21 protein-coding genes and 1 tRNA gene are annotated in these 23566 nt (G+C 66.2%); 12 read left to right on the top strand and 10 right to left on the bottom strand.

Annotated elements, in window-relative coordinates:
* Positions 1 to 29: 29 nt before the first annotated feature.
* Positions 30 to 134, top strand: a tRNA-Pro gene (locus GFY24_RS17415).
* Between the two features lie 287 nt (positions 135 to 421).
* Here GFY24_RS17415 and GFY24_RS17410 read toward each other — a convergent pair.
* Positions 422 to 1219 carry a hypothetical protein gene (locus tag GFY24_RS17410; RefSeq protein WP_153806085.1) on the bottom strand — a complete coding sequence of 266 codons (798 nt, stop codon included), beginning with the start codon at positions 1217 to 1219 and terminating at the stop codon, positions 422 to 424.
* Between the two features lie 211 nt (positions 1220 to 1430).
* Between GFY24_RS17410 and GFY24_RS17405 the strand changes: the two genes are divergently transcribed.
* Both GFY24_RS17405 and GFY24_RS17400 read left to right on the top strand, forming a co-directional pair.
* Positions 1431 to 1910 (top strand): NUDIX domain-containing protein, encoded by a 480-nt coding sequence (locus GFY24_RS17405; RefSeq protein WP_153806084.1) that lies wholly within the window; start codon positions 1431 to 1433, stop codon positions 1908 to 1910.
* Positions 1911 to 1958: 48 nt separating this feature from the next.
* Positions 1959 to 2321: a hypothetical protein gene (locus tag GFY24_RS17400; RefSeq protein WP_153806083.1), complete on the top strand. Its 363-nt coding sequence runs from the start codon at positions 1959 to 1961 to the stop codon at positions 2319 to 2321.
* Positions 2322 to 2460: 139 nt separating this feature from the next.
* On the opposite strand, the gene GFY24_RS17395 is transcribed toward GFY24_RS17400, so the two are convergent.
* Together GFY24_RS17395 and GFY24_RS17390 are read right to left on the bottom strand one after the other, a co-directional pair.
* Positions 2461 to 5037 (bottom strand): polynucleotide kinase-phosphatase, encoded by a 2577-nt coding sequence (locus tag GFY24_RS17395; protein WP_153806082.1) that lies wholly within the window; start codon positions 5035 to 5037, stop codon positions 2461 to 2463.
* Entirely contained in the window at positions 5037 to 6764 is a 1728-nt protein-coding gene (locus GFY24_RS17390) for a 3' terminal RNA ribose 2'-O-methyltransferase Hen1 (protein ID WP_153806081.1), read from the bottom strand. Before GFY24_RS17390 ends, GFY24_RS17395 begins: the two co-directional genes overlap by 1 nt.
* Before the next feature lie 72 nt (positions 6765 to 6836).
* On the opposite strand from GFY24_RS17390, the gene GFY24_RS17385 reads away from it, so the two are divergent.
* From GFY24_RS17385 to GFY24_RS43735, 6 genes are all read left to right on the top strand, one after another.
* Positions 6837 to 7394, top strand: a complete 558-nt coding sequence (locus tag GFY24_RS17385; RefSeq protein ID WP_153806080.1) for an FKBP-type peptidyl-prolyl cis-trans isomerase — start codon at positions 6837 to 6839, stop codon at positions 7392 to 7394.
* 249 nt (positions 7395 to 7643) lie between these two features.
* Positions 7644 to 9047, top strand: coding sequence for a trigger factor (gene tig / locus GFY24_RS17380; protein ID WP_309230964.1), 1404 nt, complete (start codon positions 7644 to 7646; stop codon positions 9045 to 9047).
* 222 nt (positions 9048 to 9269) lie between these two features.
* Positions 9270 to 9848, top strand: coding sequence for an ATP-dependent Clp protease proteolytic subunit (locus GFY24_RS17375; protein ID WP_153806078.1), 579 nt, complete (start codon positions 9270 to 9272; stop codon positions 9846 to 9848).
* Positions 9849 to 9943: 95 nt separating this feature from the next.
* Entirely contained in the window at positions 9944 to 10561 is a 618-nt protein-coding gene (locus GFY24_RS17370; RefSeq protein WP_375336061.1) for an ATP-dependent Clp protease proteolytic subunit, read from the top strand.
* Between the two features lie 267 nt (positions 10562 to 10828).
* Complete coding sequence (clpX, locus tag GFY24_RS17365) at positions 10829 to 12109, top strand: ATP-dependent Clp protease ATP-binding subunit ClpX (RefSeq protein WP_153806076.1); 1281 nt, start codon at positions 10829 to 10831, stop codon at positions 12107 to 12109.
* A gap of 333 nt (positions 12110 to 12442) precedes the next feature.
* Positions 12443 to 12679 (top strand): hypothetical protein, encoded by a 237-nt coding sequence (locus tag GFY24_RS43735; RefSeq protein ID WP_194852907.1) that lies wholly within the window; start codon positions 12443 to 12445, stop codon positions 12677 to 12679.
* A gap of 192 nt (positions 12680 to 12871) precedes the next feature.
* Here the strand turns inward: GFY24_RS43735 and GFY24_RS17355 are convergent, their stop codons facing one another.
* The 7 genes from GFY24_RS17355 to GFY24_RS17325 form a co-directional block, all read right to left on the bottom strand.
* Positions 12872 to 13441 (bottom strand): carboxymuconolactone decarboxylase family protein, encoded by a 570-nt coding sequence (locus GFY24_RS17355; protein WP_153806075.1) that lies wholly within the window; start codon positions 13439 to 13441, stop codon positions 12872 to 12874.
* 83 nt (positions 13442 to 13524) lie between these two features.
* Complete coding sequence (locus GFY24_RS17350) at positions 13525 to 14139, bottom strand: dihydrofolate reductase family protein (RefSeq protein WP_309230963.1); 615 nt, start codon at positions 14137 to 14139, stop codon at positions 13525 to 13527.
* Positions 14140 to 14376: 237 nt separating this feature from the next.
* The gene (locus GFY24_RS17345; protein WP_194852906.1) at positions 14377 to 14928 is read right to left on the bottom strand and encodes a hypothetical protein; all 552 of its coding nucleotides are present in this window, start codon (positions 14926 to 14928) and stop codon (positions 14377 to 14379) included.
* A gap of 79 nt (positions 14929 to 15007) precedes the next feature.
* A complete protein-coding gene (locus tag GFY24_RS17340; RefSeq protein WP_153806074.1) occupies positions 15008 to 15382 on the bottom strand; it encodes a nuclear transport factor 2 family protein in 375 nt (124 codons plus the stop codon).
* A 96-nt stretch (positions 15383 to 15478) separates the two neighbouring features.
* A complete protein-coding gene (fdhD, locus tag GFY24_RS17335) occupies positions 15479 to 16291 on the bottom strand; it encodes a formate dehydrogenase accessory sulfurtransferase FdhD (protein WP_309230962.1) in 813 nt (270 codons plus the stop codon).
* Entirely contained in the window at positions 16288 to 18591 is a 2304-nt protein-coding gene (locus GFY24_RS17330; protein ID WP_153806073.1) for an FdhF/YdeP family oxidoreductase, read from the bottom strand. Before GFY24_RS17330 ends, fdhD begins: the two co-directional genes overlap by 4 nt.
* A 469-nt stretch (positions 18592 to 19060) precedes the next feature.
* Complete coding sequence (locus tag GFY24_RS17325; protein ID WP_153806072.1) at positions 19061 to 19432, bottom strand: hypothetical protein; 372 nt, start codon at positions 19430 to 19432, stop codon at positions 19061 to 19063.
* A 262-nt stretch (positions 19433 to 19694) separates the two neighbouring features.
* Here GFY24_RS17325 and GFY24_RS17320 point away from each other — a divergent pair, with 262 nt between their 5' ends.
* Genes GFY24_RS17320 through GFY24_RS17310 form a run of 3 tightly spaced genes read left to right on the top strand, consistent with a single transcriptional unit; the run spans position 19695 to position 23559 of the window.
* Complete coding sequence (locus GFY24_RS17320; RefSeq protein ID WP_153806071.1) at positions 19695 to 20129, top strand: hypothetical protein; 435 nt, start codon at positions 19695 to 19697, stop codon at positions 20127 to 20129.
* Positions 20126 to 21382, top strand: a complete 1257-nt coding sequence (locus tag GFY24_RS17315; RefSeq protein ID WP_153806070.1) for a hypothetical protein — start codon at positions 20126 to 20128, stop codon at positions 21380 to 21382. The genes GFY24_RS17320 and GFY24_RS17315 overlap by 4 nt, the downstream gene beginning before the upstream one ends.
* Complete coding sequence (locus tag GFY24_RS17310; RefSeq protein ID WP_153806069.1) at positions 21379 to 23559, top strand: serine/threonine-protein kinase; 2181 nt, start codon at positions 21379 to 21381, stop codon at positions 23557 to 23559. Before GFY24_RS17315 ends, GFY24_RS17310 begins: the two co-directional genes overlap by 4 nt.
* Positions 23560 to 23566 lie beyond the last annotated feature (7 nt).

Raw genomic sequence — 23566 nt, 5'->3', positions numbered from 1 at the left:
TCGCAGATTCTTTTCTTCAGCCTGCAATTCGGGCTACAACTGGGTCAAAAAATGCCTCTGACCTGCTATGTATAGTAAGGATACTCCGCTTTGGGAGCGGAGGGTCGCAGGTTCAAATCCTGTCACCCCGACCATCTTTCGATTCAATCAGGTTCGGTGACCGGCCTTTGCCGGGCTTTCCTTTCGCGCTCCGGAGCAGGCCGCATCAAATCGAGTCGAGCGGCGCCGCAGGTTCCGCGGCGTTCGACCGTGTGCGCCAAACCTTGGCTCAGCAGCAGATCCGCAGGCGCGCACAGTGTTTGGGATATGGCGTGGGGGCACTCGTAGTGGCGGAGTGTCGAACCCGGGAAATGTACGTGCGCTGGGCGATTCGGGCGGCGGAGGGAATCCGCGGACCGTGCGCCCAGCGCACGACGGGTGACTACTTGGGCTGATCGACCGGCAGGGTGGTCGTCGGCGCGGCGGTCGGCGCGACCGTCGGCTTGTCGGCCCACTTGCTGGTGCCGTCGGCGGCCTGCATGGTGGTGAGCAGGTCGATGCCGGTGGCGACCAGCGCGGGGCCGCCGATGGCGATCGAGCCGATAATGCCACCGACGGAGGCGCCGACGGTGAGCCCTGGCACGCAACCGGCGGGCAGGGTGACCAAACAGCCGACAACCGCACCCAGTGCGGTGCCGACGAAGGTGCCGATGGTGGTGGCCAGACCGAACTGGGAGCTGAAATCACCCATCGCCCGGTTGTTCTCGATCGGCGAGGCAATGGGTTTCACGGTGACGGGCTGGGCGACCGTGACACCGGCGGGCTTGTCCGGGGTCAGTACCAGGACCGTATTGTCTTTCTGCACCTCGGGTTTGACCGGAACGGTCACACCGGCGAGGTGGAATTCGAGCGGCAGGGTGAGCAGGACGCCACCCTTGTCGTCCTTCACATCGACCACGTTCACGATGTCGGCCGTGTCGACGGGCTTACCGTCGGAATCGGCGACCACGCCGTCATGTTCGGTGAGTCGAGTGGTGGCTCCGGACGCCAGGTCGGCGCCGAGGGCCTTGGAGAGCTCGAAGGTGCCACCCTTGAGAGTGGTGACGACCGTCTTGTCCACCAGTTTCGCGGAGTACGCGATGTGCTGGGGCGCAGCGGGCTCGGCATTCGCCGGGCCGGTTGCCACGGTCAGTGCACCGATCACGAGGGTGGCTGCCGCGGTGGCGCTGCGGAACTCCATGCGGTATCCAATCGTCGTCAGGTTTGGGCAAGATCCAACTTGCGAAGCTTAATGGAACGTGCAGGGGCCGACCAGGTTTCGATCGCAGCGAATGCAGCGGAAATGATCCGGCATTGATCGAGAAATTATCCGTCCGACCGGTTCGCTGACGCGCCGCTCACCTTAGCGCCCCGCGTGTACACACGCGAACCGAACGAGGCAAACTGCGCTCATGACCCTCAGGTACAGCGCGGGTGTGCTGCTCTTCCGCCACACCCCCACCCTGGAAGTACTGCTCGGACATATGGGTGGCCCCTTCTGGGCGAAGAAGGACGCGGCCGCCTGGTCCATCCCCAAGGGCGAATACCACCCGGACGAAGAGCAACCGCAAGCCGCCGCCGGCCGCGAATTCACCGAAGAACTCGGCCTGCCCGTCCCCGCGGGCGACTGGCTCCCGCTCGGCGACGTCGAATACGGCTCCGGCCGCGGCCGCAAACAGGTCACCGTCTGGGCCGTCGCGGGCGACCTCGACCCCGCCCAAGTCATCCCCGGCACCTTCGATATGGAGTGGCCACCCGGCTCCGGCCGCATCCAGCAATTCCCCGAAATCGACCGCGCCGAGTGGTTCCCCCTCGACCTCGCCCACGAAAAACTCGGCAAGGGCCAACTCCCCTTCCTCGACCGCCTCGCCGAACTGGCAACCACCCCCTGACTTGCGCGTCCGGCGCCCGCCGCTTTCCTGGGTCCGGCTATTTCGAGCGTGGTCCTGACCGCCCTCACCGCCTTCGTATTGCTCTTGCGGACAACGGATTTCGTGCCGTTGTTGCGCTACGGTGACTCGAACAGCGCGGCGAACTATCAGCTGGCCGCGAACTATCCGGTCATGGCGGTCGGCGGATTCGGCGGCGGTGACCCCGCGCCCACCCTCGAACAGTTCCAGCGGGATGTGACCGAGGGCCGAATCCACTACTTCGTCGCAGGAGCGGGCCGTGGACCCGGTGACTCCAGCACGTCCGAGGGTTCGAAGATCACCGCGTGGGTAAACGATCATTACACCGCGGTTCAGGTGGATGAGGTCACGCTCTACGACCTGACCTCATCCCCGCACAACCGGGTGAATTGAGGGGCGGTGTGGGCAAGGGGTCCGCACCGGGTTGCGTCGGCGTCCGATCCGCCTGCCACACGGGCGGATCGGACGCCCCGCCGTGGGGTGCTCCGTCATCCCGGCCGAAAGCATGCCGGGATGACGAGAGGGCCTGCGTTTACAGGCGCGGGTCGATGGGCTCGGTTTCCAGGGCGAGGACGGCGAAGACGGCTTCGTGCACCCGCCATAGTGGTTCGCCGGTGACGAAGCGGTCCAGGGCCTCCAGGCCGAGGGCGTATTCGCGCAGGGCGAGTGAGCGTTTGCCGCCGAGGCCGCGCTGGCGCAGGCGGCTGAGGTTGGCGGGGCGGAGGTATTCGGGGCCGTAGATGATCCGGAGGTATTCCGGGCCACGGCATTTCACGCCCGGCTGGACTGGTCGGCCGCTGCGGGTGCCGGTTCCGGTGACGAGTGATCCGGTCGGTTTGACCACCATGCCTTCACCGCCTGCCGAGGTGAGTTCGGTCCACCAAATGGTTGCCGCGGACTCGCTGTCCGGGTCGGACAGGTTCACCAGCATGCGCCGCGTCGGCGTGAACAGCTCCGGATCGGCGTCCACCAGGCGGTCGATCCGCTCCAAATGCCAGTTGTGCTCGCGCACAGCATAATTGATGCCCTGCGCCGCCAGGATCTGGAATGGAGCCAGGCGTACGCCATCGAGCCCGTCGACCGGCCAGCAGTACCGGCCGTACGCGGTGGTGAACGCCGCCGCGTCGGTCTCCCGATCGGCGGTGCGTTCGGCGAGATCGCCTACGTCCAAACCTCTTTCGCGCACCGCGTCCAGTACCCGCGCAGCCGCGCCGAGCGAGGCCCGGGCCGCCGCGCCGACCGCCGCGTACTGGCTGCGCAGCAGCCCGAGCGCTTTGGCCGACCACGGCAGCACTTCGGTATCGAAGGCCAGCCAATCGGTCGCCAATTCCTCGAACAGCCCGGCCTTTTCGGCCGCAGCCCGCACCCGCGCCAGCAGCGTCTCACCCTGTTCGGCATCGTCGAAGAACGGCCGCCCGGTGCGGGTGTACACCGCGCCGGTGCTGCCGTCGGTCACCCCGAACCGGTCCCGGGCGGCGGCCGCGGAGCGCGCCACCACCACGACGGCCCGCGACCCCATGTGCTTCTCCTCGCACATCACGGTTTCGACGCCTTCGGAGCGGTAGTACTCGAACGCCTGCGCCGGGTGCTCCAGATACCCGTCGAGTGTCGATGTCGCACAGGGCGACATGGTCGGCGGCAGGTAGACCAGCCAGCGCGGGTCGACCGCGAACCGGCTCATCACTTCCAGGGCCGCGCTGGCCGCGTCCTCCTGCACGCCGACGCGGGGCAGGTAGCGGGTCTCCACCACGCGGCGGCCGATCACATCGTCGAGGTCGAGCACGCCGGGATCGCGGTGCACCATTCCGATGCCGGGGACGACGCTGGGCGTCTCCAGCGGCCGGGTCGGCTCGTACCAGACCTGTTCGGCCGCAACCGAAACCGGTTCCCGCTCCGGATAGCGCAGCGCGGTGAGCCGCCCGCCGAACACCACACCGGTATCGAGGCAGAGGGTGTTGTTCACCCACACCAGTTCGGCCATGGGTGTGTGCCCGTACAGCACCAGCGCCTTGCCCCGGTAGTCATTGGCCCACGGGTAGCGCACCGGCAGCCCGTATTCGTCTGTCTCACCGGTGGATTCGCCGTACATGGCGAATTCGCGGACCCGGCCGGAGGCACGCCCCTGGAACTGTTCCTTCAGCCCGGCGTGCGCCACCACGAGATTGCCCTCGTCGAGTACATAGTGGCTGATCAGGCCGCGCATGAATTCCTGTGCGGCCTTCCGGAATTCGGCATCCTCGCCCTCCAGCTGCGCGAGCGATTCGGCCAGCCCGTGCGTGGTCTTGACCTTGCGCCCGTCCAGTGCGCGCACCAGCTTGAATTCATGATTTCCGGTGACGCACAGCGCATTTCCAGAATTCACCATTCCCATGACCAGGCGCAGTACACCGGGCGTGTCCGGCCCGCGATCCACCAGATCGCCGACGAAGACCGCGGTCCGACCCTCGGGATGCCGCGCGTCCACCGCCCGCCCGACGGAATCCCGCGCCAGTGCGTAGCCGAGTTCGCCCAGCAACGTCTCCAATTCGGAGCGGCAGCCGTGCACATCGCCGATCACATCGAACGGCCCGGTCAGGTCGCGGCGGTCGTTCCACAGCCGCTCATCGACAATGCTCGCCGCGTCGATCTCGGCGGTCCCGTGCAGCACGTGCACCCGGCGGAAGCCCTCACGCTCCAGCAACCGCAGACTGCGCCGCAGATCCCGCTGCTGCCGGGAAACCACGTGCCGCCCGAAATCACGATCCGGTCGAGAAGCATTGCGCTGCACGCACTCCTGTTCGGGCACATCCAGCACAATGGCCACGGGCAGCACATCATGCGCCCGCGCCAGTTCGATCAGCTCCTGCCGGGCCTTGGGCTGCACATTGGTGGCGTCCACCACGGTGCGCAGCCCGCGCCGCAGCCGGACCCCGGCAATGTGGTGCAGTAGCGCGAACGCCTCGGGCGTGGCCGCCTGATCGTTCTCGTCATCGCTGACAATGCCGCGGCAGGCATCGGAGGAGACGATCGCCGTCTCCCGAAAATGCTTGCGCGCGAAGGTGGATTTACCGGAACCGGTACTGCCGATCAGCACCACCAGCGACAGCGCGGGGATGGAGAGCTCCGCCATTACACGGCTCCCTTCTCGTCGTTCGCGGTCTTGGTGAAGACCGCCATCTGCGTGGGTGCGCCGAGCTCGTCATCGGCAATGCCGATGGGCTCGAATCGCACGGTGTAGCCGTAGGTTTCGCCGACCCGCGCCGCCCATTCGGTGAATTCCGCACGGCTCCATTCGAATCGGTGATCGGAGTGCCGGAAAGCGCCGTCCGCCAGGCCTTCGTAGAGCGTGTTGTACTCCCCGTTCGGCGTGGTCACCAGGACCGCTCCGGGTGCGGCGGCACCGAATACGGCCTGTTCCAAGGCATTCAGGCGGGTCAGGTCGACATGCTCGATCACCTCCATGAGCACGGCGGCGTCGTACCCACGCAGCGAGGCGTCGGTATAGGTCAGCGCACCCTGCCGAGTGCTGACCCGCTGCGTCTGCCACAGCGGCAACCTCCGCATCCGCCGCTCGGCAATGCGCAGCGACCGCACCGAAACATCAATGCCGACAATCTCATCGAACGTGCGATCGGCCACGAGTTCGCGCAGCAATGCACCCTCGCCGCAGCCGAGATCGAGCACGCGCCGTGCTCCCGCCGCGCGCAGTGCCTCCAGCACCGCGGCCCGCCGCATGACCGCCAGCGACCGCACCGGCGCTTCGGCTTCGCCGTCCACCCCGTCCGCCGGCCCGGCTGTCTGGTCAGCCGGCCCAGCCGCTTTATCCGGCGCGGCTGCCCCGCCGGCTGACTCTGTCCCGTCCGGTGCGTCCGCCCCGCTCGGCGACCCTGTCCCGTCCGGCGTGGAAGTTCCGCCGGATGTGGTCGCGTCGTTCGGCGCGCCCAGGTCCGCATCCGGTAGGGCCGCGGCCGTCGCCCGTGCGACTTCCGCTGTGGCAGCGGCGACTTCGCGCGCCAGATCGTCGATATTCACATCGACCGCCCCGAACTGCTCCGGCTCGAGGTCGTCCAATTCGGCGAGCCGGGCGAGCGCCGCCCGCACCAGCGAATGCCGCCGCGCCAGATAGCGCCGGGTGATCCAGTCCCGAGCCGGATGCGTATTCAGCCACCCCGCCCCGAACCGCAGCAGCTTGTCGATCTCGCCCGCATCCAGGAAGTAGTGCTTGCTCCCGTCCAGCACGGGCAGCAGCACATACAGATGCGACAGCGCATCGGAAAGCCGCATGGCCCCGGTGAGTTCGAGTCGCAGATAGTGCGAATCGCCCCACTCCGGAAAGGCCGGATCCAGCGGCAGGGGAGTGGCCTCGACCGTCCAGCCCAGCGGGCCGAAGACCTGTTCGGCGGTATCGGGTCCGCCCTTGCACGGCACCGCGGGCAGTTCGATTCGCAGCGGCAGTTCGGTCTCCACGAGTTCGGGCCGCTGCGTGCAGCGCCCGTGCAGAGCGGATCCCAGAACCGTCGAGATGGCGACGGACAGCAGCGAGGACGCCGCGTACGGCCGATCGTTCACATACTGTCCGAGGCTGAATTCCGGTGCCCCCTTGGTCTTTCCGCGCACCAGCCGCACCGGATCGATCTCCAGCAGCAGCGCCGCCGTGCACCGTTCCTCGCTCGCCTCGGGATACAGCACGTGCGCCACCCCGTACGACTGCTCGAACGTCTGCGCCTTCCCGGGATTCTTGTGCAGCAGGTACCCCAGTTCACTCGCCGCCCAAGCGGCGCCGTCCGGTCGTGTACAGGTAATTGTCAGCAGCACCCGGTCGATGCTCCCGTACCCCTGCAAACCCGGCAAACGCATTTCCGGACGACCGTGTAGTTTCGGCGCGGTGCCGCAAGGCTTGCGGCGTCCGGTGACTGGGCAGGAGCGGGTATGCGCGTGGTTGGCAAGGTCGGTGCGATCGGCGTGGTGGTGGCCGCGGTGCTGTTGATGTCGGGCTGCGGAAGCAGTGACGACACCAAGGCGGCTGCGACGACCACTGCCAAGGCCACGACTTCGGCTGCGGCGCAGACCAGTTCGAAGGGCCGCGAATGCACCGCCGATGACATCAAGGTCGACGGCGGTTTCGGCAAGGCACCCACCATCACCATCCCGGATGACTGCGATCCGCCCAAGACCCTCATCACCAAGGACCTGACCCCGGGCAGCGGTCCGGGCGCGCAGTCCGGTCAGAAGCTGACCATGAACTACTCGCTGATCACCTGGTCCGACAAGAAGAAGCTGGACAGCTCCTTCGACCGGGGTGAGCCGTTCACACTGACCCTGGGCGCGGGCGAGGTCATCAAGGGCTGGGATCAGGGTCTGGTCGGCGTCCAGCAGGGCGCGCGCCGACTGCTGATCGTGCCGCCGGACCTGGGCTACGGCGCGGGCGGCCGCGGTATGAAGCCGTACGAGACGCTGGTCTTCGTCACCGACGCCGTCAAGGTCTGAGCTCCTCCGCCTCCCCGTGACTTTTGCCGGTCGTTGGGTGCCCCCACCAGCATCGTTCCGGGCCGCCGGTAGGTTCGGGGCTGGGTTCTGGGGGTACCCGGGGAGTTACCCCCAACTTGCCAAATCAGTTGTCGCGATCCCCTGACACATCCGATTGCATTGGGCCCGGAACGGTCGACTAACCTGGTCGGGATGCGTTCGGGGGGAACCTAGACGTCAACCAAGAATCAACGAACAAGGAGCATGTCCGTGAAGAGCACCGTCGAGCAGCTGAGCCCGACCCGGGTCCGGATTAATGTCGAGGTGCCCTTCGAGGAGCTGAAGCCGGATTTCGACAAGGCATACAAGGCGCTCGCAGGGCAGATCAAGATCCCCGGCTTCCGTCCGGGTAAGGCCCCCGCGAAGCTGATCGAGGCCCGTGTCGGCCGCGGCGCCGTGCTGGAGCAGGTCGTCAATGACGTCCTCCCCAAGCGCTACAGCGATGCCGTCATCGCCACCGAGGTCAAGGTCATCGGCCAGCCCGAGATCGAGATCACCAAGATCGAAGACGGCGAAGAGCTGGCGTTCACCGCCGAGGTCGATGTCCGCCCGGAGATCGCTCTCCCCGACTTCTCGACCATCGCCGTCACCGTCGATCCGATCGAGATCAAGGACGAGGACATCGAGGAGCAGCTGAGCTCGCTGCGTCAGCGCTTCGGCACCCTGACCGCGGTCGAGCGCGCCATCGCCGACGGCGACTTCGTCTCCATCGACCTGTCGGCCACCGTCGACGGCGTCGAGGTCGAAGAGGCCAGCACCACCGGCCTGTCGCACGAGGTCGGTTCCGGCCAGCTCATCGAGGGCCTCGACGAGACCTTGATCGGCCTCAAGGCGGAGGAGTCCAAGGACTTCACCTCCAAGCTGGTCGCCGGTGAGCACGCGGGCAAGGATGCCGTCATCACCGTGACCGTGCAGTCGGTCAAGGAGCGCGAGCTGCCCGAGGCCGATGACGAGTTCGCCCAGCTGGCAAGCGAATTCGACACCATCGACGAGCTGAAGGAAGACCTGAAGGGTCGCGTCGAGCGCACCAAGAAGGTCGAGCAGGCCGGTGCCATCCGCGACAAGGTCCTCGAGACCCTGCTGGAGACCATCGAGATCCCGCTGCCGGAGAAGGTCGTCCAGGCCGAGATCGATGCCGTCGTCCACGACGCCGTGCACGGCTTCGACCACGACGAGGACAAGCTGGCCGAGGCGCTCGAGGCGCAGGGCTCCTCCCGCGAGGAGTTCGACAAGGACACCAAGGAGTCGGCCGAGAAGTCGGTCAAGACCCAGCTGCTCCTGGATGCCGTCGCCGAGGCGGAGAACACCCAGGTCGGCCAGGACGAGCTGTACGAGCGGATCATCTTCCAGGCGCAGCGCTACGGCATGTCGCCCGATCAGTTCATCCAGCAGATCCAGCAGGCCGGTCAGCTGGGCGCGGTCTTCGCCGATGTGCGCCGCGGTAAGGCCCTCGCCGGTGTGGTCGTACAGGCCGCCGTCACCGACACCGCGGGCAACACCGTGGACACCGCCGAGATGTTCGGCAACCCGGCCGAAGAGGCCGAGGAGATCTCCGCCGAGGAGCTGGCCGAGGTCGCCGACGCCACCGCAGCCGCCGAGGCCGAGGCCGAGTAAAGACCGAGGTCAGTGCTGGGCAACCGGTTTCGGCTCAGGCCGGGTAGGTTGCGGAGGCGAAGACCCCGTAAGTTTTGCGCTGTGAGCGAAGCAGGGCGGTACCGGGAGTTCGGTGCCGCCCTGCTTCGTTAGTGTCTGTGTCAGCGAATCAGTAGGGCTTGGTGGGACCGAGCCGGTGAGAGAGGGCAGGTATCCGTGACAATCAATCAGGCAGGGGTGCACATGACATCCGCGACTGCTGGTCTGAACCTCAGTGATTCGGTGTACGAGCGGCTCCTGCGTGAGCGCATCATCTTCCTGGGCACCCAGGTCGACGACGACATCGCCAACAAGCTGTGCGCTCAGATCCTGTTGCTCTCGGCCGAGGATCCGACCAGGGACATCGAGCTCTACATCAATTCGCCGGGTGGTTCGGTGACGGCCGGTATGGCCATCTACGACACCATGCAGTTCGCCGAGTGCGATATCCGCACGGTCGGAATGGGTTTGGCCGCGTCGATGGGTCAGTTCCTGCTCGCGGCGGGCACCAAGGGTAAGCGTTTCGCACTGCCGCACGCCCGGATCATGATGCACCAGCCGTCCGCCGGTATCGGTGGTTCGGCCGCGGACATCGCCATTCAGGCCGAGCAGTTCGCGTACACCAAGCGTGAGATGAACGAGCTGCAGGCGCAGTTCACCGGCAAGTCCGTCGAGCAGGTCACCGCCGACGCCGACCGCGACCGCTGGTTCACCGCCGCCGAGGCGCTCGAGTACGGCTTCATCGACCGGGTGATCACCAGCGCCGCGCAGACCAACCGCTGAAGTCGCCCACCCACCTGACTTTTTTGGAGACGCATATGTCGAACATGATGGATCCGCGGTCCGCGGGCATCACCTTCGCGGCTGCCGGTTCTCAGATGCCGCAGTCGCGCTACATCCTGCCGTCGTTCGTCGAGCACTCGAGCTTCGGTGTCAAGGAGTCCAACCCGTACAACAAGCTGTTCGAGGAGCGCATCATCTTCCTCGGCGCGCAGGTGGACGACACCTCCGCGAACGACATCATGGCGCAGCTGCTGGTGCTGGAATCCCTTGACCCCGACCGGGATATCACGATGTACATCAACTCGCCCGGTGGTTCGTTCACCGCGCTGATGGCCATCTACGACACCATGCAGTACGTGCGCGCCGATGTCGCGACGGTCTGCCTGGGTCAGGCCGCTTCGGCCGCCGCGGTGCTGCTGGCCGCCGGCGCGCCGGGCAAGCGCGCCGCGCTGCCGAACGCCCGTGTGCTGATCCACCAGCCGTCCACCTCGGGCGGTATCCAGGGTCAGGTCTCGGATCTGGAGATCCAGGCCGCCGAGATCGAGCGCATGCGCCGTCTCATGGAGGCCACGCTGGCGCACCACACCGGCAAGGCCGCGGATGTCATCCGCAAGGACACCGATCGCGACAAGATCCTCACCGCCGCGGAGGCGAAGGACTACGGGATCATCGATCAGGTCTTCGAGTACCGCAAGCTCAGCGCACAGAAGTGAGGCGGGCGGGTGGCGGGGCAGGTGCGTCCCCGTCACCCGGACAGGGGTGAGTCCACGCACATGTCCAACGAGAAACGTGCCCAAGTTGTCGACCTCGGTCGCGCTTAACGGGTACGGTCACTCTAGGGACCTTTGCTCGTGGTTGTCGGCACCCGCCGTACCGGCCGTACCCGCAATCACCGGGGACGGCATACGCTTTACAGGTGGCAATTCGCCGACAACCGAGACAGATGGTTGCACGCGGACAAGGAAGTAGGGACCCAGGAGATGGCGCGCATCGGTGATGGCGGCGATCTGCTCAAGTGCTCTTTCTGTGGGAAGAGCCAGAAGCAGGTCAAAAAGCTCATTGCGGGACCAGGGGTGTACATCTGCGACGAGTGCATCGATCTTTGCAACGAGATCATCGAGGAGGAGCTCGCTGAAAGCAGCGAGGTCAAACTCGATGAGCTGCCGAAGCCCGCGGAGATCCGCGACTTCCTCGAGCAGTATGTGATCGGGCAGGACGCCGCCAAGAGAACCCTGGCAGTGGCTGTTTACAACCACTACAAGCGAATTCAGGCCGGGGACAAGGGCCGTGACTCGCGTGGTGAATCAGTCGAGTTGATGAAGTCCAACATCCTCATGCTGGGTCCGACCGGTTGCGGTAAGACCTATCTGGCGCAGACTCTCGCCAAGATGTTGAATGTGCCGTTCGCGATCGCGGACGCCACCGCACTGACCGAAGCCGGTTATGTCGGTGAGGATGTCGAGAACATCCTGCTCAAGCTGATCCAGGCCGCTGATTACGACGTCAAGCGCGCCGAGACGGGCATTATCTACATCGACGAGGTCGACAAGATCGCCCGCAAGTCGGAGAACCCGTCCATCACCCGTGACGTTTCCGGTGAGGGCGTACAGCAGGCGCTGCTGAAGATTCTGGAAGGTACGCAGGCTTCGGTGCCGCCGCAGGGTGGTCGTAAGCATCCGCACCAGGAATTCATCCAGATCGACACCACCAATGTGCTTTTCATTGTCGCGGGCGCGTTCGCGGGCCTGGAGCGCATCGTGCAGGATCGAGTCGGCAAGCGCGGCATCGGTTTCGGCGCGGAGGTGCGGTCCAAGTCGGAGATCGACACCGCCGATCACTTCGCCGATGTGATGCCGGAGGATCTGATCAAGTTCGGGCTCATCCCCGAATTCATCGGTCGTCTGCCGATCGTCGCCTCGGTCACCAATCTGGACAAGGAATCCCTCGTCCGCATTCTGGCCCAGCCGAAGAACGCACTGGTCAAGCAGTATGTGCGCCTCTTCGAAATGGACGGCGTGGACCTGGAATTCACCCAGGACGCCCTGGAAGCCGTTGCGGATCAGGCGATTCTGCGTGGCACCGGCGCGCGTGGCCTGCGCGCCATCATGGAGGAAGTCCTCCTGCCGGTCATGTACGACATCCCCAGCCGCGATGATGTGGCCAAGGTCGTCGTCAACGAGGCCACCGTGAACGACAATGTCCTGCCGACGATTGTCCCGCGTAAGCGTCAGTCGCCCGAGCGCCGCGAGAAGTCCGCGTAGTTCGAGCCCTGCGAACGGCCCCGCGAGAATCCCTCTCGCGGGGCCGCTTTGCGTTCAGCACCGTGTGTTCGGCGGCAGATCCGGAGTGTCGCTTGCGAGTTGGATCTGCGCGCGTGTCCGGTGCTGTGCCACCATTGACCGATGCGCTCGGCTGGGCGGGCACCGCCGGCGGCGTGGATCTGATCAGTGAGCTCGGGCTCGGAATGCTGTTCCTGCTGGCCGGTTATGGGCTGGATCCCAGACTGCTGGGTGGTCGCTCGGGTCGCACGGCATGGTTCACCTGGGTGGTGTGTCTGGTTTTCGCGCTTGTCATGGTCACCCTGTCCGCCTCGAATGCCGATTTCACCGCTGCCGATCGTGAAGCAGGAGGGCCTGCTCGACAAACCTTTGGGCCGAGCCATTCTCGCGCACGGTGCGGTGGGTGAGCTGGGTCCGGTGGTGGCCATGTCGGTGCTGCTCACCAGCCGCAGTATCGGTGCGGCCGTGGTCATTCTGGTGTTGTTCGCGCTCGCCGCAGTGCTGATCGGCCTTGTCCCGCAGCGCATGCTGGACTGCCGTCGCCGACAATGACGATGAGCGATCCGGCGACGAAGGCGCTGCCCGCCGCGTTCCCGACCATGAATGATCGGCCGTCGTCGGAGCGGGCGGACAGCGGTGCGGAATCGGCTGACATGCTCCGATCCTTACATATCGGGCAAACTCGTGGCTATCGGAGTTGAGTCCCGCTCGCGCGCAACGGGACTCGGGCCGGCAGTCCGCGGGTCAAGCCCAGGGCACTCTGCAGGAATCCTGGCTGAAGCCCTGATCGGTAATGCCGAGCGCGTGATACCCGCGCGCGCGGGAGTTCTCCAGCGCGATCTGATAGGTCAGCTCCATGACCCCCTTGGTGCCGAAGCGCCGCTTCAGATCGGTGACCTGCTCGTCGGTGACGGTCGGCGGGGTGGCGGTGACGGCATCGGCGTACGCGATGGCGGCGCGCTCATCCGCGCTGTATGCCGGATTCGTCTGGTACTCGTCTATATTGCGGAGCTTGTCGACATCCAGATCGGAGAGTCGCATGAGCATGGTGCCGAAGTCCACGCACCACGAACATCCGACCGTCCGTGCCACCTGGTAAACGGCGATCTCGCGAATATTCGCGGGCAGCACCGTCGACGCGCGTTCGACGAGACCCTCGTGCACCGACGCGGCGAGGAAAATGCCCGGATGATTCGCGATGACGGCGAACGGCTCCGGCACCACGCCGAAGCGACGTTTCATGTACCAGTACAGGATTCGGGTCAGCGGCCCGGCCTTGTCGGGGCTGACGACGGGAATGCGGGTGACGCCCATGGTGGTCTCCTTCGATCCGTGGGTGTTATCCCTTGGACGAGACAGGCTCGCCGGACGTGACGCGCGCTGGATTATGTCCTGCGTCACTCGGCTTCGAAGTTGCCGTAGGTCGGCGGACCGACCTTGCGGTAGCTGCTGATCACCACTCCGGTCGAGGTGCCGTGGGTCTGGGTGAGGGCGAGCCCGGCGGGCTCGGCACCATCGACGAAGAACCGTTTACCACTGCCCAAGATTACCGGGAAGGTCAGCACGTGCAATGTGTCGACCAGGCCGTTCGCCAATAGCGACTGCGCCAGCTCGCCACTGCCGTGCACCTGCAATTCGCGTCCCGGCCGCGACTTCAATTCGGTGACCTCCTTGACGAGATCGCCGTGCAGCAGCTCGGTACCGGGCCATTCGGCGGTGTCGAGGGTTGCGGTCGGCACATACTTGGGTAGCGAATTCAGTTTGCCGGCAATGGGATTGGCCGGATCATTGTGCTCGGGCCAGTAGCTGTTGAAGATCTCGTAGGTTTTGCGTCCGAAGATGAAGGCGTCCACCTTCTCGAAGACCGAGACCATGAATTCGCCGAAGGCGTCGTCATCGTAGGGTGCCGACCAGCCGCCGTGGGTGAACCCGTCGCTGGAATCCTCCTGCGGCCCGCCCGGCGCCTGATACACGCCGTCGAGGGTGATGAATTGGGTGACCGAGAGCTCCACGAGGGCCTCCTGCGGGTTGTCCGCCCGCCGGGTGCGAGCGCTTCGAGTGTCTTGACGAAGCGGGCGTCCCGAACTCATCGGTGTCGTATGCGTGGAATCGGTGACGATCGATCGCTCGATCGCGCCCGGGCCGGGAATCGCCGTTGACTCCCCGTGGTTCGCCATTGAACCTTTATCCCTTTGCTTGGAAATCGGTGCTCGCGCTACACCTGTTACGACGGTGCCGGGCAGCGAAATTCATCGCGGTGGGCGAGTCCCTGATCTGCTGCGACGGGGAAATTTCAGGGTGAAGGGGGCGGGCTCCGGAATGGGCCGGCGTTCGCGCGGGGCGACCAGTATGCAGGCCAGGCCGAGGGCGGGCAGCAGGATGGCGGCGATCACGCTGAGGGTGAAGCTGGCCGTGCCCATCGCCTCGGGCCGGTGGAAGGTGTGATAGATCAGGTGCGGAATGCCGAATACCAGCCAGCCGAGTCCGGCGGCGCGGGCCAGCAGGCTGTCCATGAACCACAGCGCGGCCCCCGTCGCCGCGGCCATGGCCAGGAAGAACGCCCCGACATCGGAGGCGAGATGATGGTTGTACGGGCCGTCCATGGCGACCCAGTGCATGCCGAAGCCCGGGAAGCTGGTGTACCAGGAGTGCGGCGCGAACACCGCCCATGCCCCCACGATCAGGGCCTGCAGCGTCAGTATCGCCAGCATGATCTGCAGCGCCAGCCAGCGCCGCCGATTCACCTCCAGGCGCAATCGCACCCGAATGCCACTCCCCGTGCCGTGCAAGGAGATTCGCATCGGTCCTCCCGTTCCGTTGCCGAATCATTCGGTGCCACCGTAATTCGGCAAGCGGAGGGGAGCAATAGGCCGGTCGGGATCAGGCCGGACCCATGACCATATTGTCCGGACCCCAGTACGCCTTCATCGAGACGATCTTGCCCTCGTCGTCGAACTCCATGATATCGATGGGCGAGAGCGTCATCTTCTGATCGCCGAAATGTCCCACCAGGGTGAAGGAGATGGCGGCGTGCTTGCCCGCGATCTTGATGGAGTGCACCTCGGTCTCGCGGCCCTGCATATGCTCGAGCGCGGCGTACATCTCGCGAATGGCGGCGTGGCCCTTGCGGGGCTCGCTGCCGATCGGGTCCTCCACGACGGCATCGGCGGCATACAGATTCACCACATCTTCGGTGGGCCCGCTGGCCACCAATTTCACATACTGCTCGACCACATCGCGGACCTGCGCTGCCATGGCATCTCCCATAAGAATTGGAACGTGTTCTACTCCGGAGAGTAGCAGCCGACCGGCCGCCCACGCCCGTATCCGCCCCGCTCTCCGAGACAGCGGTCAAAGGACGATCCGGTGCGTAGCGGTATAGACGTTCATGGACTCGCCGCGCAGGAAACCGACCAGGGTCAGGTTCGAATCGGCGGCGAGGTCCACGGCCAGGGAGCTGGGGGCGGAGACCGCGCCCAGCACCGGGATGCCCGCCATGACGGCCTTCTGGACCAGTTCGAAGGAGGCCCGGCCGGAGACCATGAGAATCAAATCGTGTGCGGGGATACGGTTTTCGCGCAGCGCCCAGCCGATAACCTTGTCGACGGCATTGTGCCGGCCGACATCCTCGCGCACCACCACGGCCTCCCCGTCGAGGGTGAACAGGCCCGCGCCGTGCAGGCCGCCGGTGGCGTCGAAAAGGTCCTGGCGGGCACGGAGTTCGGCGGGGAGCGTGCTCAGCACGCTCGGCTTCACCTCGATACCCGCGGCGGGAATCGGATGGCGGGTGCGGGTGCGCACCTCGTCCAGGGCGGTCTTACCGCAGAGCCCGCACGCGCTATTGGTGAGAAAGTTGCGCGGGCGCACCGGAATCGGCGTGCGGAACCGCACATCGAGCACGTTGTAGGTGTTCTGGCCGCTCTCGTCCGTGCCCGCGCAGTACCGTGCGGTGTGCACATCCTCGGCGGTTTCGATAATGCCCTCGGTGAACAGGAATCCGTGGATGAGGTCGATATCCGCGCCGGGTGTGCGCATGGTGACGGTCAATGCCTCACCGCCGGTACGGATTTCGAGCGGCTCCTCGACCGCGAGGGTGTCGGGGCGTTCGACCGTACCGTTGGGGGATATGCGCAGCGTGCGGCGGCGGGCGGTTACTCGGCTCACGACGGCCTATGGATGTGACGCTCCAGGCGAACGGTAACCGCCTTGGAGACAGGGGTATTCGACCGCAGCGCGACATGGTCCAGGGGGACCAGGGGATTGGTCTCGGGATAGTAGGCGGCGGCATTTCCGCGCGGGGTGGCGTATCCGACCAGGCGGAAACCCTCGACGCGGCGTTCGGTGCCGTCGGTCCATTCGGAGATGACATTCACGAGTTCGTCTTCCACAAAACCGAATTCGGCGATGTCCTCCGGATGTAGCAGTACCACGCGGCGGCCGTTGTGGATCCCGCGATAGCGGTCGTCCAGGCCGTAGATGGTGGTGTTGTACTGGTCGTGACTGCGCAGGGTCTGCAGAATCAGGCGGCCTTCGGGGACCGGTAGCCAGTGCAGTTCATTGACCGCGAAATTGGCCTTGCCGGTGGTGGTGCGGAATTCGCGGGCATCGCGCGGCGGGTGTGGGAGCTGGAAACCATTGCGCCCCCGGACTTTCGCATTGTAGTCGGCGCAACCCGGCACCACTGCGGCGATGGCGTCGCGGATCTTGTCGTAGTCGCGCTGGAACTCCGCCCACGGCACCGGATGTGCAAGGCCGAACAGCGCCTGGGCGAGTTCGCACACAATGGCGACCTCGCTGCGCAGCGCACCGCTGACCGGCCGCAACCGTCCGGTGGACAGATGCACCATGGACATCGAGTCCTCGACCGAAACCTGTTGGCGCGCACCGGCTTGCATATCCTCATCGGTGCGGCCGAGCGTCGGCAGGATGAGCGCGGTCGCACCGTGCACCACATGACTGCGATTCAGTTTGGTCGAAACCTGCACGGTGAGCGCACAATTGCGTAATGCCGCCTCGGTGACCCCGGTATCTGGGGTGGCGGAGACGAAATTGCCGCCCATGCCGAAGAAGACCTTGCCGCGCCCGTCCCGCATGGCGCGAATGGAATCGACCGTGTCCCAGCCGTGTTCCCGCGGGCTGGTGATTCCGAACCGGCGATCCAGGGCGTCCAGGAACTCGTCCGGCATCTTCTCCCAGATGCCCATGGTGCGGTCGCCCTGCACATTCGAATGCCCGCGCACCGGGCAGACGCCCGCACCGGGTTTGCCGATCATGCCGCGCATGAGCAGCAGATTGGTGGCCTCCTCGATGGTGGCGACACCGTGCACCTGCTGCGTCAAACCCATTGCCCAGCAGATGATCACGGCCTTGGACTCGGCCAGCAGCGCCGCGGTGCGATCCAGGTCGGCGCGGGTCAGGCCGGTGGCCTCCTCGACCACGCCGAGATCGACGGCGCGCGCCTGCTTTTCGTATTCGGCGAATCCGGCGGTGTGCGCGGTGACGAATTCGTGGTCGACGACGGTGCCGGGGCGGCGGTCCTCGGCCTCGAAGAGCAGTTTGCCCAGGCCCTGGAAGAGCGCCATATCGCCACCCAGGCGGATCTGCAGGAAGTCGTCGGCAATGGTGATGCCGGAGGTGAGGCCCTTGACGGTCTGCGGATCGCGGAAGCCGATGAGCCCGGTCTCGGGCAGCGGATTGACCGCGATCACCTTGGCGCCGTGCGCCTTCGCCTCACCCAGCGCGGAGAGCATGCGCGGATGATTGGTGCCCGGATTCTGCCCGGCCACGATGATCAGGTCGGCCTTCTTGAAGTCGTCGATCGTCACCGACCCCTTGCCGATACCGATCGAGGAGACCAGCGCCGTACCCGAGGACTCATGGCACATATTCGAGCAGTCCGGCAGGTTGTTGGTGCCGAAGCTGCGCACCAGCAGCTGATACAGGAATGCCGTCTCATTGGCGGTGCGGCCGGAGGTGTAGAACACCGCCTCATCCGGGGAGTCCAGTGCGCGCAGATGCTCGGCGATCAACCGGTAGGCGTCATCCCAGGAGACGGGGGAGTAGTGGGTATCGCCGGGGCGCAACACCATTGGCTCGGTAATGCGGCCCTGCTGGCCCAGCCAGTAGCCGGATTTGCCTTCCAGGTCCGCGATCGAGTGCTCGGCGAAGAATTCCGGGGTGACGGTGCGTAGGGTCGCCTCTTCGGCGACCGCCTTGGCCCCGTTTTCACAGAATTCCGCGGGCCGTCGCATACCGCTCGGCTCCGGCCAGGAACAACCCGGGCAATCGAAGCCGTGCCGCTGATTGACCCGGGTCAGCGTGCGGGCGGTGCGAACCACACCCATCTCCTCGACGGCGCGTTCCAGGGCCACGGCGACCGCCTTGATGCCCGCCGCCTCGGTTTTCGGAGGCGTGACGGTCAGTGCGGCCTCATCGATGTCTTTTTTCGGCGCGGCACGATGCATGACGGCCATTCTCCTTTGCGGCGCGGTCGGGTGTCCCGAATGGTCCCATGAATCCTAGGTCGGTGAACACTCGGCGTCCGCTCCGCGATAAACGGAGGACGGAATCATGCGCGCACCGGGGGGCGCAGGGCCGTACCATCTAACCAGCGAGGTTACGCCGGATGGACACACCTGCAATATTCGGTCCGCGTGCCGGAGCACAGCCCCGGCGTGTGAAATTTCCACGCGGCGTACGGAATTCGGGCCGCATTCGCGGTCTTCTCGCGGTGTTCTTCGCGCTGCTCGCCCTGACCGTGGTCACCGGGATCGGTACTGCCGCCCCGATTCTCACCACATCCGAACCGGTCGGCGCGTTATCGCCCGCGAAAATGCCTCCCGCCCTGCTGGATTCGCCGGTGACCACAATCGCGCCCGGCCCCACCTCCGATCCCGGTTACAACGGCTGCGACAGCTCGGACTGCAGCGGAACTCACGACGGCACGGGCGGGTCGAAGCCGAAGCAGTACTGCACCGATGGTTCGGAGATGCCCGCGAACGGTGTATGCCCCTCGGCGAAGCCACGCCCGAGATGCCCGGACGGTTCGGTAGTACCGGAGAGCGGCGTATGCCCGACAACGGATTTTACGAGGAAGTGCCCGGACGGCACGGTGGTGCCCGCGTGGAGTGTGTGTCCGACAACCGATCCGCCGAAGACGTGCGCTGACGGTTCGGTGGTGCCCGCGAACAGTGCCTGTCCGACGACGGATCCGCCGAGGAAGTGCCCGGATGGTTCGGTGGTGCCCGCGAGGGGTGCGTGCCCGACTACGGAGCCTCCCAAGAGGTGTGCCGATGGTTCGGTCATGCCGGAGAGCGGTGTCTGTCCGACTACGGATCCGCCGAAGACGTGCGCTGACGGTTCGGTGGTGCCCGCGAATGGTGTGTGCCCGACGACCGAGCCGCCGAAAAAGTGCCCGGACGGGTCAGTTCAACCTGCGAATGGGAAGTGCGATACCGGCGGCGGGAACCCCAATCCCGGTGGTGGGAACCCGAATCCGGGTACAACGAATCCGCCGACCACTCAGCCGCCGGTTACTCCGCCCCCGACCACGAATCCGAGTGAAAGTGTGGTGCCGCAACCGGATCCGGGCACCACCCAGCCCGCGAACCCGAAGTCGAATGATGTGTTCCCGGTCAACACCGGCCTGTCCGTGAACCCGGTCGCGGTATCCCCCGGCGCGCCGGTGACGGTGACGGGTCGCGGCTGCGATCCGAATGCCAACGTGAAGCTCTCCATAGGCGGTACGAGCGCCGCGGATACCCGCGCCCGATCCGATGGTGGTTTCGATGCCACATTGCCAACGGGCGCAACCGAAATCGGTCATCATGAGGTGACCGCGGAGTGCGGGCCCAAACTCGCGGCGGCGCTGGATGTCGTACTGGTCAGCCAGGTCGGCGGGGGTGCCGCCACCGCGACCGTGCTGCTGTTCTTCCTACTCATCGGCGGCTGGTTCTACGGCCACCGACTGGTATCCCATCTGCCCGCCCGGAGGCCCCGATGAATATCCGTCGCTGCTGCCGCGTCCTGGCCGGGGTTTCGGCCGTATTACTCGGTGCCGCATTGATATTCGGTGCGGGACCGGGTAGCGCCGAAGGCGGGGTGCGGACCAATGTCACGATTGAAGGCCGCGCCATCTCCGGGGCCGATGCCCGCAATCCCGTCCGCCTGGATCCGGGCAAGGTCAGTCAGGTGGTGGTCGAGGTCGTCAACGGCACCGCCAAACCGGTGACGGTGCGCCGGGTCGACCTGGCCGGTCATGTCCTGGGCCTGAACTTCTTCTCGTACTCCACCTCGGTCGAATTGACCGTGGCCGCAGGCAAATCCGACAAGCTGACCTATCGCCTGGACCCCGCCGGATTGGACGGCCAGGCCACCGGCCTGATCGGTGCCGATCTCACGCTGATCGGTGCCGACGGTAAACCGTTGACCAGTGCGCACACCGTTGTGGATGTGCGTGGTTCGCTGCTCTCGGTCTACGGCCTCTTCGGCATCATCCTGGCCGTGCTGACCGCCCTGGCCATAGCCGATGCCGCCTTGACCGTTGCCGGACACCGTCTTTCGGTCAATCGTTGGCAGCGTGGACTCCGGCTGCTGGCCCCGGGTCTCGGCCTCGGCCTCATGATCGGATTCACCGCCTCGGTGGGCCGCTGGTGGGTCCCGGGCACCCCGCTCTGGCTGGCCCTGGCGGGCGTCACCGCCACCCTGTTCTTCCTCGCCGGATACCTCTCACCCACCCCGCGCCCACCCAGCGATCTGAATCTGGACGCCGAAGACCTCGCCGCCGCACGCGAACTCGACGCCCACGGCTACGCCGCCGCCACCTCCGATCAGGCACCTCCCATTCCCTACCAGCCATTCATCCCCCAGCCGTCCATGGCCCCCGGCCCTTCCGGCTATCGGCCCCCTGTCCTCCCGGAGCCGGTCCGCTTCAATCCGGGCAGAACGCCGAGTCGGCCGATGCCGATCGTCGGCGGCCCCGGCCCGCAGCATCCCCGCTCCACCACACCGCCGCCCGGCGGCACCCCGATCCTTTCGCCCGACGAACTGGAGATCCTCGGCTACCCGGTGGGCGGCGCGGACGAGACCATCGGCCGGGAGGCCGTCGACCGTAAGCCTGTTCCGGCGGGCGGCACGGATGAGACCATCGCCCGCGATCCTGTTGTCCGCAAGCCGGTTCCGGCCGGGGAGGACGAGCCGACCATTCGAGATACGCCGGGGGAGTGGCGGTTTCGGCCAGGGGGTGCGGGGCGATGAGTGTGCGGGATTTGAATCAGGGGGATATCGCACGGGTGCGGGCCGCGCTGCCCGGATATGTGGTGGAGGGGCAGGTGGGGCGCGGCGGCTGCGGGGTGGTGCTGGCGGGGACGCATCGCGGACTGAATCGGCGGGTGGCGATCAAGCAGATTCCGCCGCAGTTCGCCGACGATATGCAGGTGCGGCGGCGCTTCGTCGCCGAGGCGAGAGTTATGGCGGCACTGGATCATCCGCATGTGGTGCCGGTGTACGACTACATCGAGCATGAGGATATGTGCCTGCTGGTGCTCGAGTACCTGCCGGGCGGAACGGTCGAAACACGGTTCATCACAGCGGGATTCGAGGCCACCGCCGCGGTCGCGGTCGCACTGTCCTGTGCCGCCGGGCTGGACGCGGCGCACCGGAACGGGATCCTGCACCGCGATGTGAAGCCTTCCAATCTCATGTTCGCCGCCAACGGGACGCTGAAGCTCACCGATTTCGGCATAGCCAAGATTGTCGGCGGCGAGGACACCCTGGTCACGCGTGCGGGCGAGATTATCGGCACGCCCTCCTATATCGCGCCCGAACAGGTTCGCGGCCAACAGCTTTCCCCGTCCACGGACGTTTACGCGCTGGCCACCATGCTCTACCAACTCCTCTCCGGCACCCTCCCCTTCCCGCCCGGCCAGGACGCCATGTCCATGCTCTTCGCGCACGCCTACGGCGAGCCGGTCCCCCTCGACTCGGTAGCCCCCACCGTCCCCCAACCCATAGCCGAGGCCGTCATGCGCGGCCTCGCCCCCGATCCGGCCGAACGCTTCGACACCGCCGAATCCTTCGGCATAGCCCTGGCCGAACCCGCCGCCCTCTGCTGGGGCACCAATTGGCTGACCCCCGTAGGCATCCCCCTGATAGGCGCCGACACCATAGTCGCCGCCGCCACCGGCACCCCCCGCCCCTTGACGCCCCCACCCTTCCCCCGCCCACAATCCGGCGTCGACCCCTACCCCTCCGGCGATCCCGGCCGCACCCCCAATCCCTCTGGCCTGGGCCACATCCCGAATCCAGCCGGCCGCAGCCCCATTTCGCACTCGAACCAGGGGATGACCCGCGACTCGGTCCCCCCTCCCGAAACCCCTGCGCCCCACGAACTCCGCCCCGGATTCGGTCGCGGATTCCGGCCGACCCCCAACCCCTCCGGTGGATTCGGCGGCCCTCAAACCCCGCCCCGCCCCGGCCATCCACTGGATCCCGCCGCGCGCACCGGTCAACCCCCGGCAGGCTCGGATCACCCGATCGGCCCGCGGGTTCGGCCACCGGACCGGGGGCAGGCCATGGCGGCCGCAGGGTGGATGGGTGGCCCGATGATTCGGGTGCGGCCATTGGAACCCATACAGCACAACGGGGTTCGGTTGGTCGATGTGGATCGTAAGGATCTGGTGCCGGTGCAGCGGGTGGTCACGCTGCGGTCGCCACGGATGCCGTTTCTGGCGGCCGCGGTACTGGCCGCGGTGGTGGGCGGGGTCGCGGTGCTGGGGATCGGGGCGGGGCCGGGGCGGGAGCTTCCGGCGGCCGGGGCGGTTCGGATCGCGGGGGTGGATCCGGCCGCGGTGAGCCGGGTGGAACTGGATCTGTCTAAGCCGGTGCCGGTCACTGTGGTTGGGGCGGACGCGGATTCGGTCCGGCTGTCACTGAATGTGCTGGGGACGAAGGTCGGTGGAGCGGCCACCGCCTTGCAACCGGGGACCGAGGCCGAGGTTTCGCCGCCGGTGAATCCGTACGTGCTGGCCGGAGATATGACCGGCGAATTGACCCTGTCCCGCAATGGTTCCGAGGTCGCGGCCTACCGATTCGGGGTGCATTCCACCCAGCGCGCCACCACGACCGCCACCGCCATCGGACTGTTGCTCCTGGTCCTGTTCGCCGCCGCGTACGCCGAATCCAACGCCCGCACCCTGCGCCGGGGCAGTTCCCGCATTGCGGCCACAGTCGGCCTCGCCCTCAGTGCGGCCCTGCTCGGCGTAGCCGGCGCGGGTGCGTCCTGGGTGCTACTCGGTCAGGAGCCGGCTATCTCCGCCGTAATCCTTTGCGCCACAGTGGGAGCCGCTTCCGGTGCTGCCCTCGCGATCGGCTGCCGTCGTGTCGGCAAACGCTTCCGATACGTCCGCGTGCTCCGTATGCGAGAGCGTGCCTAGCGGTTCG

The organism is Nocardia sp. SYP-A9097 (assembly GCF_009649815.1).
Lineage (GTDB): Bacteria > Actinomycetota > Actinomycetes > Mycobacteriales > Mycobacteriaceae > Nocardia.
This window is presented reverse-complemented; position numbering and strand designations above follow the sequence as displayed.